The following is a 14,523-nucleotide window of genomic DNA, read 5'->3' on the forward strand; positions in this document are numbered from 1 at the left end:
ATTAGTTCCATTAGAGAATACTAAGCCATCATTATTATTACTATCACCATTACCATATTTAAATGTAGTAGTAGTTGCATTTACATTAAAAGTATTGGTAGCATTGGCAGTGTTAGTAATAGTATTGCTTGAGCCAATAATAGCAGTTACACTCTCAGAATCATTGCTTCCTAGATTAAAGATAGTGGTTGCAGTATTTGTGGTTTCAACATTACCACTGAGTGTTGCATTAGTTCCATTAAAGTTAATAGCAGAAGTTCCACTATTCTCTAAATTATTATTTAAGGTAAGATTTACTCCATTTGCCAAATCAAATATTAAATTTTGATTATTTGCTATAGATATCTTATTGCTAACAGTAGTGGTTCCATTAGTAAGAATTAGAGTAGTGTTTGTTGAAGCGATTAAAGTTGTTATTTGATTAATTGCTCCCATTAAGGTGAGAATAGAGTTGTTGCCAGAGAAAGTAATATTGTTTTGTCCATTTTCAGCTAGTGTAATATTTCCTGTAACGATATGATTTGCATCATTACCAGAGAAAGTAATATTGTTTTGCGAATTACCCTTATCATTATTATCAGGACTTGCCTGAATTGCACCAATTATTGCATTTCCACCTATAATAATGTTATTTACTCCTCCCCATCGTGCCTGGATAGTTTTAGCTGTTAGTGCATTTGTAGCAATATTATTTGTGCCACCATTCCCATCAATTGTTCCAGTTACATCAATGTTTCCTACATTGATAAAGTTTTTACCATATTTGGCATAGATGCTTCCTGCATTGAGTGTAAGATTGGTTGCTTGGTAATCTTTAGAACTCCAATTAGAATCATTAAAACTTGAATTAAAAGCTAAACTAGCTTCGCTTCCTGAAGTAAGATTTTTTCCAATATAGATATATCCTGTTGCATAAGATTTATTATCAGAATCAACAGGAATGGAATTGCTTTTGTTAATGTTTTCAATAGTTAAGCTGCTTGAATCATCCCCATCAAAACTTAAAATATTTCTTGCAAGAGAACGATCACCACTATTTAGAGTAATAGATGAAACTTCTGTAATATTTCCGCTTACTTCTCCATTAAACTTGAAAAAATTTGTTTTTTCAGTGTTTGTATTTGCTACTTGATTTGCTTTAATAATGGTCTGATTGCTCTTATTGGAAAAAGTTGTCCTTCCATTGACAGCAATAAGATTTTGGGATAACCAACCACCGTTATTGTATCCAGCGGTTATATTTCCTGAAAATGTGGCATTGTCCGCTGTGATGATATTTTTATTTGTATTTGCAGTATTGCTATCCGCATTGATATTACCATTGATGACAAGCATTCCTTTTGATGAGATTGTATTTTGTCCTCCATTGCTAGCTGTTATTGAGCTAGTGATTGTATTCGTTCCTGTTCCTTGGAAGTTTATAATATTACTACTTCCGCTATCTTTTGCTTGGATATCTACTGTTGAGATTGACGCATTTCCTGTGCCTTGAAAAGTAATGGTATTTTTGTTTCCATTAAGTGCAAGAATTCCATCAAAATTTGAATTATCAATATCTGTGTTTGTTCCATCAAGTATCAGGCTTCCTCCATTAGTAAAATTGATGATATTTTGCTGTCCATATTGTCGATCGTGTGCATAATTTGTCTTTTTTGTTATGATCCCCAAATCATTGATTTTTAAAGTCGCACCAGCTTGTGTCAGATTGATTGTGTTGATTGCTGTTGAAGCATATTTTCCTTGAGTTGAAATCCCTGAGGTGATTGTGAGAGTTTTTCCTGAAAAGTTAATTGTATTTCGTGCATTGTCGAATGCAATATCAGCAACGGTGCTTTCTATTTTTAAACTTGTGATTTGTGAATCCTCTCTGAGATCAAGAGTGATTTTTCCATCACTTGAAGTTTCAATTGCTCCAAAAGTTGAGCTTTTATTTGCAACGATGAGATTTACTGATCCACCAGATGTTGCTTTTATACTTCCTGTAATCTCTACATTTTCTTTAAATACAATTTGAGATCCTCCCTGAGATCCAAATGTGTTCTCATCTCCATAAAAAGCAACCTCTCCTCCAAAGACAATATGGCTATTGTTTGCATTGGTAAAATTAGAGTATGTGATTTTGCTTTGATTTTCTAGGTAAAAATCATTGGTGTTATAAAGCGTCCCATCTTTGGGGATTAGATCACCACTTAGTTTTCCTACAAAACTATTACTATCAGCATCATAAAAGGCAGAGATTCCAGCATTAGTTAATGTTGCTGTCCCTCCTAGGCTGTATATAGGCATATCGTATGCCCCACCATTAAGCGTTTGTGCCATATCTACAATCTCTTGTCTTTTAAGTGCTTGCTTAGGTGTTGTGGTGAAAAATAGAGTTCCTCCTGTGAGGTTGATGTTGCCATCAACGATTTGAGAACCACTTGCGACTCGATTGTCAATGTTGAATTCTAAGCTTGTTCCATTGAGAGTAATACCCTCTCTAAGATTGACAGATTTTACTCCACTAAATTTAAGTCTTCCCCCTGTAACCCCCTGAAGTTTTCCATTAAAAGTTATTACCCTTTGATCAATCGTGATACTATCATCAAATCCAAAAGAAACAACCCCATTTGTAAGATCTAATATTGTTTTATCAGTAATAGTCTTATTGGCTTGTTTATAAAAAATATCAACTTCACTAGAACTAGAGTTTACTGTGATTGTTCCCTGAATATCACCTTGATCAAAATTGACAACACTCAATCCACCTGAAGCTGTCAGATTTCCAACCCAATTTGCAGATCCCAAAAAGTTCAATGTTCCTTTAGATGTCTTTATCCCATATGTTGCCATAGAGTATGTATTGGTAGTAAGATTGCCTTGAAAATTAGAGCCAAAATTAAAAGTGTAATGATCTTGAGAAGAAATAAGTTTTTGTGTAAGATCCCCACCTGTAATAATAATATTACCTTTAAATGCAAAATTTTTCCCTGTAACTTCAGATAGATCTAATGTTAGATTTTTATTCTCACCATTTTGCGCATATTGTATAATCAATCCTGCATCTTCTTTGGTTGATCCAGTTAACTCAATAGGTTTGATTGAACGAATAACATAATAAAATGGCAAATCGTATGCTGTATTAATTGATTGTGGTGTATTTGTAAAATAATAGCCTGAACAATCCCCCCAAGCTTTGAGAACACGCATGCTTAAATCATCATTAGTTATACCACCATCGCTTGAGGTATATTTTTGCGCATCATAAAATTGGAGATAAAGTGTACCTTCTGTCCAAGTGTTACCATTTTTATTAAAATATCCTCTGACAATATCATCATTTCCCAAAACGAACTTATAGGCATTTTGGCTATCTTTAAAATAATTATCATAATTTAGATCTGTGGAACTTTTTCCCCATTGGAGAGAAATTATATCCCAATTACTATTTGGTATATTAGATGCTGTATCAGGAGTGTTTTCTCTCACATCCATCATGCGAGATGAATTTACATTCATCATTATGTTCATATTATCCTTAACTCTCTTTTCCAAACTCAATTCATATAATTCATCTTTAGCATTTACAATGCTAGTGCTTAAAAATAAAGCTAACGAACTTGCAACTAAAGGTTTAAAGAATCTTTTTGAATTGTTGCTTGAAGAGAAAGAGGCATTTAAAGAATTATTTGTATCCCCCCCCCCCTCTGTAGTAGTGAAATATTTCTTTTCATTATAAACTCCTTATTTTTAATAAATAATTTTTTTAAAAGAATTTAAAAAATAAAGTGCAATGATAATAAAAATAAACTTAAGATTTTCTTATACCCCCCCCCCCAATTTTTTGATTTTTTTGTAAAAAATTATTTTTTAAGGCGGTGCAAAATTTTATTGTAATAGAAATATTTTGTAGATTAGATTAAAAAGAGCTTTGGAAAACTCCAAAGCTCAAAGAAGCTTACTTTGCTCCTTTTGGAGGCATAAATGCAGTAAGTTGTGGTGCTTTTTCTTTGTATTTTTCGATATTGACTAATGCAGTGTTTGCGATATTTGCATCTGCTAGTTCAGAAGTAGGAATATCGATTGTCAAAACATTGGCATTACCATTTTTACAAAGTGTATTTTCTTTTGAAGGATCCATTGGGTCATACCAAGCACCTTCATAGATTCTCACTACACCTTTTGGAACAATATCGCTTACCACAGCACCCACAAGGATTTGACCTCTTTGGTTATAAGCACGCACGATATCGCCATTTTTAATTCCTTTTGCTTTTGCATCTGCAGGATTGATCCAGATAGGCTCGCGATCGGCAATAGCGTATTGATCTCTTAAGCTTGTATTGCTAAGCTGTGAGTGAAGTCTTAGGCTTGGATGTGGGCTTACAAGTGCAAATTCAGCAGGTTTATTTTTCATGCCTAGCCATTCGATAGGTTCAAACCATTGAGGGAATGCACCACAATCTTTATAATTCATCTTAGCAATAGTTTCTGAGTAGATTTCTATTTTACCACTTGGAGTGCCTAGAGGATTTAAAATAGGATCTTCTCTAAAATCAGCATATCTTACAAATTCTTCACCTTCAGGGGTTGGTGCAAATACTAATGGCTTATTGTTTTTCCAGAAAGTTTCAAAATCAGGCATTTCACTACCATCAGCTAGTGTTACACCAGCTTTTTTAGCTTGATTGTAAGCAGTATTGTAGAATTCTTCTAACCAAGTCATTTCATCTTTGTTTTCTGTGTATTGATCGCCAAAACCACAAGCTTTTGCTAGATCTGAAAATACCTCATAATCGCTTTTTGCATTTGGTAATGCTTTTACTACTTGCTTCATTGGATTGATATTGAGATTACTATAATCTCCACTCATTGTAAGGTCGTTTCTTTCATAAGGAGTTGTGATAGGGAATACAATATCTGCCATTTTTGCAGTAGGAGTCCAATACATTTCATTTACGATAATAGTGCTTGGTTTTTTCCATGCTTTGATAAGTAAGTTTGTATCTTGGTGATGCACAAAAGGATTTCCACCCACCCAATACACTAGATCAATCTCAGGATAAGTAATCTTTCTACCATTGTAATCAATTGTCTTTCCAGGATTGAGCAGACAATCAGCAATTCTTGCTACTGGGATAGAGATAGAAGCACCATCGTTGAACCATTCTGGACCATCACCGCTAGCTTTTCCTACAGTAATACCACCAATAACAGGAGCATTTGTAGTTGGGCTTCCACCATTTGCATAGTGATAGCTGATACCAAATCCACCACCTGGTAATCCGATTTGTCCAATCATTGAAGCAAGGGTTACTGCCATCCAATGCACTTGCTCTCCATGATGTTGTCTTTGCATATTGTAACCTGTCATAAGCATTGTTCTATTGTTGAAGAATAGATCTGCAAGCTCTTTGATTTTGCTCTCACTTACTCCACAGATAGCTGATGCCCATTTTGCACTCTTTGGAGTTTTATCAGCAGTTTTACCCATAACATAATCTGCAAATTTATCAAAGCCTTCTGTGTAAGTTTCAATAAATTCTTTGTTATATTGTTGTGTTGTAAGCATTGTATGTATGATACCTAGCATAAGTGCGACATCTGTATTTGGAGTTACACAGAGCCATTCTGCTGTATTGCCAAAGTATTCTATTGTATTGCTTTTGATAGGGTCAATAATGATGATTTTTTTGCCACTTTCTTTTAATTTTTTGAAATATTCCAATCCTTGTCCATCATTTGAAGTCCAAGCAATTCTTAGGGTATCCATAGGATTTGCACCCCATATTACCACTACTTTTGAATGCTCTAATACAAGTGGCCAGGAAGTTTGTTGCTCATAAGTTTCTAGTGTCCCTACAACATGAGGCATTATTACTTGGGCAGCACCAGCAGAATAATCTCCCAAGCCTCCTACAAATCCACCACCCATTGTTAGGAATCTATGAAGTAGAGTTCTTGCATTGTGTAAATTTCCACTAGATTTCCAACCATAAGAGCCACCATAGATACTATTAGCACCTTTTTCTTTTCTTACACGCTTAATTTCATCACTTACAAGTTTGATAGCTTGATCATAGCTTACTTCTACCCATTCATCAGCACCGCGAAGTTCTCTGTGATTTGCTTTTTTCTCAAGATAGCTTTTTCTCACCATAGGTGCTTTGATTCTATTGGTATTTTTACCATCAACTAAATCTGCAGTAACACTTTGCAATGGATTTTCTATCATTCCGCTAAATGCATTAGTGCTCTTTACAATTTTTCCATTTTTTACGCTTACTTTTAAAGCACCCCAATGCGCAGCGGTATATACATCACCATTTAAAACTAATTCTGTGCTAAATTTTTTAATACCAGCAGCAAGGAGGGTGCTTTTGTCAGCTAGTTGATTGACAAAAGGAACTGCTGCAAATAAAGCAGTGTATTTAAGAATATTTCTTCTGTTTTGATTAAAGTTTTTCATGATCTCTCCTTTTTATTTTGTTGGCATATCTTTTGCATTTTTTTGTAGATATTGGATTACAAGTTGGTAATCTTTTTTATCAATACCTGTTCTACCTGCCATTGATTTAAACATGCTTGGCCATTGATTTGCACTGAATTCTTTTGGTTGGTGCAATCCATGACACATTGAGCAATTTTGATCAAATAAATCTTTAGCTTGTGCAAAAAGTGGTTTTACATCATCGCTAAGATCTGTATTTTCACTCCAAACTTGAACCTTGAGTTTGTCAAAAGCCTTGCCATCTGCATTAGTAGATCCAATTTTTTCGAACTTAACTCCAGAATTTTTGCTAAAACCTGCATTTAAGATTCTTTTATTTGGGACAAAATATAGGGCAATATTTTCTCCAGCAGGAGCATATCCCTCTATGGAAAGAAGCACTCTATCTCCTTCTTTTTTGAGAATTGTTACCTCAGTGGTAGGAAGTAATTTTCCAACGACTTTTGAGCTTGTAGCATCAAGATAAAGAGGCTTTACGCCTGTAGAAAACATTTTATCTTGAGCAAAGAGAATGCCACAAGACACGCTAATGAAAAAGAGTAATTTTTTCATTTTAATCCTTTCTGTTATTTTTTTGTTATCGCTAACAAAAAAATTTTACAGAGATTTTTTTTGCTTCTTATAAAAAACATAAAAAAATGCTTTATATAAAAAAATGTATATAGAAAAAGGTAACGCCAACAACATGGCATTATTATCTCTATTTGGCTAAAATAGGGGTTTTTGATATTTTTTTATAGGGTATATATGAAGAAAGCTTGGATATTTTTGATATTAGCAATCATAACAGAAGTTTTGGGGACAACATCTCTAAAGCTTTTTGAAAATGAAAAGATTTTAAGTTATGCCTTTATGGGGATTTTTATCATAATTTCTTATGTCTTTATGGGATTGGCAGTTAAAAGAATTTCAATTGGTATTGCATATGCAATGTGGGAGGCGTTGGGTATTGTTTTAATTTCTTTGTTAGGAATTTTTTTATTTGATGAGACTTTGAGTTTTTATCAGAAAATGGGAATTATCTTTAGTGTAAGTGGAATTATATTGATTAATTTTGGGGAAGAGGAGAATTGATGTTAGGGATTTTTTGTGTTGTTATTGCTGGGGTATTAGACATCATAGCAAATCTTTTATTAAAAAAATCTCAAGGTTTTAAATATAAGATTTATGGCTTTAGTGCGATTGTAATCGTTTTATTAGCGTTTGTAGCACTTTCTTTTGCGATACGAAGTATGCCTTTGAGTGTTGCGTATGCAACTTGGGGTGCATTGGGGATTATTGGGACTGTTGGTGGAGGATATTTATTTTTTAATGAGAGATTAAATAAGAAAGGAAAAATAGGGATTTTTCTCATTCTTATTTCTATTGTTTTATTGCATTTAGAATAAAAACATTAGCTTTGCAAGTAAAACAATGATGATGCATAATGCAAAAACAATAGGATGTATAAATTTTCCAATAGGATTTGGTTTTTTGACAATATAATAAAAGCTCAGCGAAAAAACAACGAGTGCAAAAATACAAAAAGCTAATATTATTTTTACAAGCAAAAGAAGCTGAAATGTAGAATCTATGGGTGAGGTAAAATATTTTCCTGCCATAGCCCCTCCGCTAATAAATAGCATTAGCACTATAAAAGGCATAATTTTTGTGACTACCTTACTAATGCCATTTTGAAAACTTTCAAAGTTATTGATTTTTCTTTTTGCAATATTTAAGATAACAACATCAAAAAATAAATAACCTACAAAAGCAATAGCACAAAATAGATGGATAACAAGAAAGATAGAATAATAGTTTTGCATATAAAATCCTTTTTTACTTCATTTTATAAAAAGTAAAAAGAATTAAGTTTGATTAGAGTCAAGAATTTTTAAAACGATTTTCTGATTTTTCAAAATAATATTGATGGTGGTATTTGGCTTTGGTTTTTGAAACAAAATAATATCACTTAGCTGTAATTTAATATCTTTTTGAATAATTTTTTCAATCTCCCTTGCGCCAAATTCTGGTTGCAGTGCTTTTGATGCAATAAAATCAAGAGCTTGAGAATCTATGCGGATTGATATTTTTTTATCTTGTATTTGTGTATTGATTTGATTGATATATTTTTTTGTTATGTTTTTGTAATCCTCAAATCCAAGATCATTAAAGTAAATAATACTATCTAGTCTTCCTCTAAATTCTGGGGAAAGAAGATTTTTTAAAGTGCTATCTTGTTTGTGAGATTGTTTAGAGTGAAAACCTAAAGCCTTGTTTTCTTGATTGCCAGCATTAGAAGTCATAATCAAAATCACATTTTTAAAATCTGCCTTATTGCCTAGATTATCACTAAGGCTTGCATTATCCATTACTTGTAAAAAAAGATTAAAAACATCTTGGTGTGCTTTTTCTAGCTCATCAAGCAATAAAACACAATGAGGAGTTTTTTTGATTAAATCAATAAGCAAGCCCCCTTGTTCAAAGCCTACATATCCACTTGGTGCTCCAATGAGTTTTGAAATACTATGTGCTTCCATATACTCACTCATATCAATGCGATGAAAAGCTATTCCCAAAGCTTTTGCAATTGCTTGGCTTAGGGCAGTTTTTCCAACACCACTAGAGCCAACAAATAAAAAACTTCCTATAGGTTTGTTTGAAGAGCTAAGTCCTGCTTTGTTGATTTTGATCACAGAAGTGATGGCATCAATAGCTTCATCTTGAGAAAAGATTTCCTCTTTTAAGGTTTTTTTAAGATTTTTTAATAAATTTTTTTCATTACTATTGAGTGTTTCTTTGGGGATATTAACAAATTTGGATATGCACTCTTGGATTTGTTTTTTTCCTATGGTGCGTTTTTTGTTGTCCTGTAAAGATACACCCGCTTCATCAAGCAAATCTATTGCCTTATCTGGAAGGTATCTGTCTGTAACATAATAGTTTGTAAGATCAACACATGCACAAATCGCCTCTTTTGTATATTTGACATTGTGGTATTTTTCATAAAGAGGGGCAATTTTTGTGAGAATCTCATAGCAATCTTGGATACTTGGTTCTGCTATTTCTACATTCATAAATCTTCTGCTGAGAGCCTTGTCTTTGCAAAATTGTTTGTATTCTTGAAAAGTAGTTGCTCCTATACATCTTAAAGATCCATTTGCTAAAAGAGGTTTTAAGATATTTGCCGCATCCATATTTCCTCCACCGCTAGATCCAGCACCAATGAGCATGTGTATCTCATCAATAAATAAAACTACATTTTTATTTTTATCAATAGCATCTAAAACAGCCTTTAGGCGTTTTTCAAAATCCCCTCTAAATTTACTTCCTGCTACCATGCTTGTTAAATCTAGACTATGTATTTCAAAATTTTTTAGAGCATTGATACAGGTTTGATTTACAATGCTTAGTGCAATCCCTTCTGCAATTGCAGTTTTTCCAACACCTGCTTCACCAATTAAGATGACATTGTTTTTTTTGCGTTTGCATAAAATTTCACTTACGCGTAATATTTCTTTCTCTCTACCAATAATAGGATCGATTTTTCCATTTTTAGCAAGAATATTGAGATTTTTTGTGTATTGCTTTAGTGGATTTTCTTGAGAATCTTCTTGAGAGGCTTCAATGATTCTTACCTTATCAATCTCTAATGACAAGAGAATCTTTGCACTATAGCTTTGCTTTTCAAGTAGTAAAAAGATAAAAAAATCTTGAATTTCAATTTGGCTTTGATTTGCACTATTTGCATGATTTGCCATATTGAAAAATACTCTTTGTAGCGCAGGAGTTTGATGTGGGATACTATTGTTTGGAGATTCTTGTGTGGGGATATATTTGAGAAGATAGTTTTGAATATTTTGTATGGTTGTTGGGATATCTAAACTACATTTTTGCAGAATCTCACTTGCTTTTTTATCCAAAAGAGATGCTAAAAAAATATGTTCAATAGTAAGTATATTGTGTTGCATATCCTTACTGATTTTTACTGCTTCATTGATAATGTTTGAAAAGTGAGGGCTTAGAAGATTTTGCATCTGTTACCTTGAGATATTTTTGAGGGTAAATTGAAGAGGAAAATCATTGTCTCTGGCCTTTTGTTTTGCAAGTTGAAGTTTAAGCTCTGCAATATCATACGGATAGGTGCCACAAATCCCACTGCCATTATTATGGACATTTAGCATTGTTTGTGTTGCTTGATGGTGTGTTTGATCAAAAATTTCTATTAACACATCAATAACAAAATCCATAGGAGTATAGTCATCGTTGAGCATAATGACTTGTGCCATGCTAGGCTCATCAATAAGGGTTTGAGTATCGTGGTGGAGTTTGTGTTGAGGCATTATCTCAATCCTGCTCGGATTTCTACGATTTTACTAAGTTGATTTTTTAGATCTGGACTTAAATTGGATAAGGTTTCTTGCGTTTTTAAGATGATTTGTGCATTAGTGTGCCTATGTAGGCATACTGCTTTAAGAAAATCTTTTTTTTGAGTGCTATTAGGTTTGATGGTATGGTAGTTTTTAAAGAAAGTATCTACTGTTTCATAAAGATCTTCTTTGCTACTGTAAGAAGATTTTAGAGAACTAATTAGCACTTCTGGATCAAGAGAAACAGCATTGACATTTTTTGCGACAGGCTTTTTTGTGCGTAGTGAAAAAACAGTAATTACTACAACAAGTATAAGACCAACAAAACAAAATAACACAAAAAATAATTCTGGATTCATAAGGATATTCCTTAATTAAAATCTTTTTAGCTAAAATTATACCAAAATATCCATATTTAGTGATTTTAGGAAAAACAAATGATAGATTTTAAAAAGTTAGCACAAGAATATCAAACACCTCTTTATGTTTATGATTTAGAAAAAATTCAAGAAAAATTCAAGGCTTATAAAAATGCTTTTAGCGGCAGAAAATCTCTCATTTGTTATGCTTTGAAGGCAAATTCAAATTTATCAGTCGTGCATCAAATTGCAGAACTTGAGGGTGGTGCTGATTGTGTTTCTATCGGAGAAGTAAAAAGGGCAATTTTAGCAGGCATTAAACCTTATAGGATTATTTTTAGCGGGGTAGGAAAGGGAGATGAGGAAATTAAAGAGGCACTGGAGTTAGATATTTTATTTCTTAATGTTGAATCTTATCAAGAACTTTTAAGAATAGAAGCTATAGCAAAAGATATGCAAAAGCCATCAAGGATTTCTATACGCGTCAATCCTAATATTGACCCAAAAACACACCCTTATATTTCTACGGGTCTTAGTGAAAATAAATTTGGTGTGGAATTAGAAGAAGCTAAGAAAATGTATCTTTATGCACATAAATCAGAGTTTTTGCAACCCATAGGAGTGCATTTTCACATAGGTTCTCAACTTACTGAATTAGAGCCCATTGCTCAATCTGCTCAAAAAATAGCAGAATTTACAAGGAGTCTCATTGCTTTAGGGCTTGATATTAGATTTTTTGATGTTGGGGGTGGTATTGGTATTTGTTATGCTCAAGAAAAAGTGATAGATCTTTATGATTATGCACAAAGTATTTTAGCTGCTCTTGGTGGGCTTGATGTTACTATTATTTGTGAGCCTGGTAGGTCTATTGTAGGGGAGAGTGGATATCTTGTAACAAAAGTTTTATATGAAAAATATACAAATAAAAAGAGATTTGTGATTGTTGATGGTGCAATGAATGATTTGTTAAGACCAAGTTTATATGATGCGTATCACAGAGTGTGGTTTCAAGAAAAGCAAGAAGAGTTATTTCAAGCAGATATTGTGGGCCCTATTTGCGAAAGTGGCGATTTTTTGGCAAAAAATGCAAGGTTACCAAAAATGCAATCAGGAGATTTGATTGTATTTGAAAATGCAGGAGCTTATGGATATTCTATGAGTAGCAATTACAATACACGCATGAGATGTGCAGAAGTAGGGATAAAAAATAATCAGACTTATTTGCTAAAAAGTCGAGAAAAATTTGAAGATGTGGTTGCAGATGAACTTGATAATTTGAGGAAAAATTGTGAGTAGAAAAATCTCAGAATTAAGAAAAGAGATTGATAGACTTGATTTTGAGCTTTTGCAATTGCTTGATAAGAGAATGGAATATGCTGTTTGTATTGGTAAGGAGAAGGTGCTTGCAAAAAGCAATATTTATTGTCCAAAGAGAGAGCAGGAGATTCTTCAAAGATTAAAAAAAAATGCTTTGAAATATTTAAATCATGAAGCTATAGATTCTATTTATCGAGAAATTTTTGCATTTTCAAGAAAGTTAGAAAAAGTAGAAAAAGTAGCTTTTTTTGATTCTGCGAGTAGTTTTGCATATGAAGTTGTGGCAAAAAAATTTGGTTTTGTTGGAAAATATTTGATGATGCAAGATCTAGCTTCTCTTTTTAGGGCAGTGCAATTAGGAGAGGTAAAATATGGGGTAATACCACTAGAAAATGATAGTGGTATTATAAAAGAAAGTTGTGAATTACTTTTTAAAAATGAAGCAAAGGTTATTGCAGAAGTAATTTTACCTTTGCAGTATTCCTTTGCAAGCAATGATGAAAAAATACAAAATATTAAAAAAATTTATTTAGAAAAGGCAATTGCTAATCAGTGTAGAGATTTTTTAAAATTCTATGGTTTTAATGAAGATAAATGGGTATTTGTAGATTCTTCTGTTGAGGTAGCAAAGATGGTTGCTAAGAAAAAACATACGGCAATTATTTGCTCTAATATGATTGCAAGATTGCATAATATTCCAATAATATTTGAAAATATTCAAGATAAAAATAATCAGATGCGGTTTGTTGTCATTAGTGATTTTTTTAGCCAAAAAGCAAATAAAAACAAAACCTCTCTTCTTGTTGCGATAAAAAATAAAAAAAGAGCAGATGTATTATTGGGGCTTTTGGAGGATATTAAAAAATATAAGATTGGTTTGATAAAAATTGAAGAAAAGGAAATAGATTTTTTTTCTCATTTTTACCTTGAGCTTGAGGGGTATTTTGAGGATAAAAATTTACAAGAATTTTTAAGAAAGAGATCGAAAGAATTAAAGTTATTAGGTAGTTACCCAAGGGAGTTGTAATGCTAGATTTTAAAAGAGTTGCATTGGAAGATAAGGATATTATTGAGAGTTTTTTAAAACAAGAATATGTAATGATTTCTGATGTAAATTTCACAAATCTTTTTCTTTGGAGAAAATCAAGAAGTATTTCCTTTGCGATAGTGGAGGATTGTTTGGTTATACAAACAATTTATCCATCTCAAAAGCCTTTTTATTTTTTTCCTATTGGGAATGGAAAGAAGATAAAAGCTATTCAAAAACTTATTGATTTTTCTAAAAAAAGAGATGAGGTTTTGGAATTTCATTCCTTAGAACAAGAATCCGTAAGATTTTTGGAAGAAAATTTTGCAAATCAATTTGATTTTAAGTTAAACAGAGATAGGAGTGATTATATATATAGCACTGCAGAGCTTATTGCTTTGAATGGAAGGAAATTCCATAAGAAAAAAAATCATTTGAATAAATTCTTGCAAACCTATCCTAATTTTGTCTTTGAAATTTTAAATAAAAGTAATATTGATGAGGTGTTAAATGTTTGGAGAGATTGGTTTGAGATTCACGAAAATCCTTCATCTGGCTTGATAAATGAGAATATTGGAATCATTGAAGTATTAAAAAACTGGGATGCATTAAATATACAAGGTGGATTGATTCGAGTGGATTCGAAAATTGTTGCTTTTAGTTTTGGGGAGATTGTTAATCAAGATATGGCAGTGATACATATTGAAAAAGCAGATTTGAGATTTAATGGTGCTTATCAGATTATCAATCAGCAATTGTTGGAAAATATTTTTTCTCAAGTGCGGTATGTAAATAGAGAAGAAGATTTAGGAATAGAGGGATTAAGGAGGGCTAAAATGAGTTATAACCCTCTATTCCTATTAGAAAAATATGATGCTTATTTTATCCCTTAATAAACAAATTATAAATTAGTATTGTAAGAATAGTAGCTGGTGCTAAATAACGCAATGAAAATAACCAAAGCTCAAATGCAGCATTATT

Annotated in this window: 12 protein-coding genes; 5 read left to right on the plus strand and 7 right to left on the minus strand. The window is 32.5% G+C overall.

From position 1 onward, the window contains the following. The 3 genes from CQA57_RS07685 to CQA57_RS07695 form a co-directional block, all read right to left on the minus strand. Positions 1 to 3,501: beta strand repeat-containing protein (locus CQA57_RS07685; protein WP_147288371.1), on the minus strand; the 3,501-nt coding region annotated here is incomplete at its 3' end. Positions 3,502 to 3,937: 436 nt separating this feature from the next. Continuing rightward, positions 3,938 to 6,448 carry a molybdopterin guanine dinucleotide-containing S/N-oxide reductase gene (locus CQA57_RS07690; RefSeq protein ID WP_115579657.1) on the minus strand — a complete coding sequence of 837 codons (2,511 nt, stop codon included), beginning with the start codon at positions 6,446 to 6,448 and terminating at the stop codon, positions 3,938 to 3,940. Between the two features lie 12 nt (positions 6,449 to 6,460). Next, complete coding sequence (locus CQA57_RS07695) at positions 6,461 to 7,042, minus strand: heme-binding protein (protein ID WP_115579658.1); 582 nt, start codon at positions 7,040 to 7,042, stop codon at positions 6,461 to 6,463. 195 nt (positions 7,043 to 7,237) lie between these two features. On the opposite strand from CQA57_RS07695, the gene CQA57_RS07700 reads away from it, so the two are divergent. Both CQA57_RS07700 and CQA57_RS07705 read left to right on the plus strand, forming a co-directional pair. Continuing rightward, positions 7,238 to 7,564: a DMT family transporter gene (locus tag CQA57_RS07700; RefSeq protein WP_115579659.1), complete on the plus strand. Its 327-nt coding sequence runs from the start codon at positions 7,238 to 7,240 to the stop codon at positions 7,562 to 7,564. Continuing rightward, complete coding sequence (locus tag CQA57_RS07705) at positions 7,564 to 7,878, plus strand: SMR family transporter (protein ID WP_115579660.1); 315 nt, start codon at positions 7,564 to 7,566, stop codon at positions 7,876 to 7,878. Before CQA57_RS07700 ends, CQA57_RS07705 begins: the two co-directional genes overlap by 1 nt. Here CQA57_RS07705 and CQA57_RS07710 read toward each other — a convergent pair. From CQA57_RS07710 to CQA57_RS07725, 4 genes are read right to left on the minus strand one after another with little or no spacing between them, the layout of a single operon-like run. Beyond that, on the minus strand, positions 7,870 to 8,295 hold the full coding sequence (locus CQA57_RS07710; RefSeq protein ID WP_115579661.1) for a hypothetical protein: 426 nt from the start codon (positions 8,293 to 8,295) through the stop codon (positions 7,870 to 7,872). The genes CQA57_RS07705 and CQA57_RS07710 overlap by 9 nt on opposite strands. A 42-nt stretch (positions 8,296 to 8,337) precedes the next feature. Beyond that, entirely contained in the window at positions 8,338 to 10,506 is a 2,169-nt protein-coding gene (locus CQA57_RS07715; protein WP_115579662.1) for an AAA family ATPase, read from the minus strand. A gap of 3 nt (positions 10,507 to 10,509) precedes the next feature. Further along, positions 10,510 to 10,812: an ATP-dependent Clp protease adaptor ClpS gene (locus tag CQA57_RS07720; protein WP_115579663.1), complete on the minus strand. Its 303-nt coding sequence runs from the start codon at positions 10,810 to 10,812 to the stop codon at positions 10,510 to 10,512. Next, complete coding sequence (locus CQA57_RS07725; protein ID WP_115579664.1) at positions 10,812 to 11,198, minus strand: hypothetical protein; 387 nt, start codon at positions 11,196 to 11,198, stop codon at positions 10,812 to 10,814. Before CQA57_RS07725 ends, CQA57_RS07720 begins: the two co-directional genes overlap by 1 nt. A gap of 78 nt (positions 11,199 to 11,276) precedes the next feature. Between CQA57_RS07725 and lysA the strand changes: the two genes are divergently transcribed. The 3 genes from lysA to CQA57_RS07740 are packed head-to-tail and all read left to right on the plus strand — an operon-like array spanning position 11,277 to position 14,435. After that, positions 11,277 to 12,494, plus strand: coding sequence for a diaminopimelate decarboxylase (lysA, locus tag CQA57_RS07730; RefSeq protein ID WP_115579665.1), 1,218 nt, complete (start codon positions 11,277 to 11,279; stop codon positions 12,492 to 12,494). After that, positions 12,487 to 13,542: a bifunctional chorismate mutase/prephenate dehydratase gene (locus CQA57_RS07735; RefSeq protein WP_115579666.1), complete on the plus strand. Its 1,056-nt coding sequence runs from the start codon at positions 12,487 to 12,489 to the stop codon at positions 13,540 to 13,542. Before lysA ends, CQA57_RS07735 begins: the two co-directional genes overlap by 8 nt. Further along, positions 13,542 to 14,435, plus strand: a complete 894-nt coding sequence (locus CQA57_RS07740) for a DUF2156 domain-containing protein (protein WP_115579667.1) — start codon at positions 13,542 to 13,544, stop codon at positions 14,433 to 14,435. The genes CQA57_RS07735 and CQA57_RS07740 overlap by 1 nt, the downstream gene beginning before the upstream one ends. The last annotated feature ends 88 nt before the right edge of the window (positions 14,436 to 14,523 follow it).

This window comes from Helicobacter anseris, assembly GCF_003364335.1.
In the GTDB taxonomy this organism is placed as follows: domain Bacteria; phylum Campylobacterota; class Campylobacteria; order Campylobacterales; family Helicobacteraceae; genus Helicobacter_H; species Helicobacter_H anseris.

Coding starts and splice junctions, on each gene's coding strand:
- CQA57_RS07690 (WP_115579657.1), bottom strand. CDS start 6,448: ATGAAAAACTTTAATCAAAACAGAAGAAATATTCTTAAATACACTGCT.
- CQA57_RS07695 (WP_115579658.1), bottom strand. CDS start 7,042: ATGAAAAAATTACTCTTTTTCATTAGCGTGTCTTGTGGCATTCTCTTT.
- CQA57_RS07700 (WP_115579659.1), top strand. CDS start 7,238: ATGAAGAAAGCTTGGATATTTTTGATATTAGCAATCATAACAGAAGTT.
- CQA57_RS07705 (WP_115579660.1), top strand. CDS start 7,564: ATGTTAGGGATTTTTTGTGTTGTTATTGCTGGGGTATTAGACATCATA.
- CQA57_RS07710 (WP_115579661.1), bottom strand. CDS start 8,295: ATGCAAAACTATTATTCTATCTTTCTTGTTATCCATCTATTTTGTGCT.
- CQA57_RS07715 (WP_115579662.1), bottom strand. CDS start 10,506: ATGCAAAATCTTCTAAGCCCTCACTTTTCAAACATTATCAATGAAGCA.
- CQA57_RS07720 (WP_115579663.1), bottom strand. CDS start 10,812: ATGCCTCAACACAAACTCCACCACGATACTCAAACCCTTATTGATGAG.
- CQA57_RS07725 (WP_115579664.1), bottom strand. CDS start 11,198: ATGAATCCAGAATTATTTTTTGTGTTATTTTGTTTTGTTGGTCTTATA.
- lysA (WP_115579665.1), top strand. CDS start 11,277: ATGATAGATTTTAAAAAGTTAGCACAAGAATATCAAACACCTCTTTAT.
- CQA57_RS07740 (WP_115579667.1), top strand. CDS start 13,542: ATGCTAGATTTTAAAAGAGTTGCATTGGAAGATAAGGATATTATTGAG.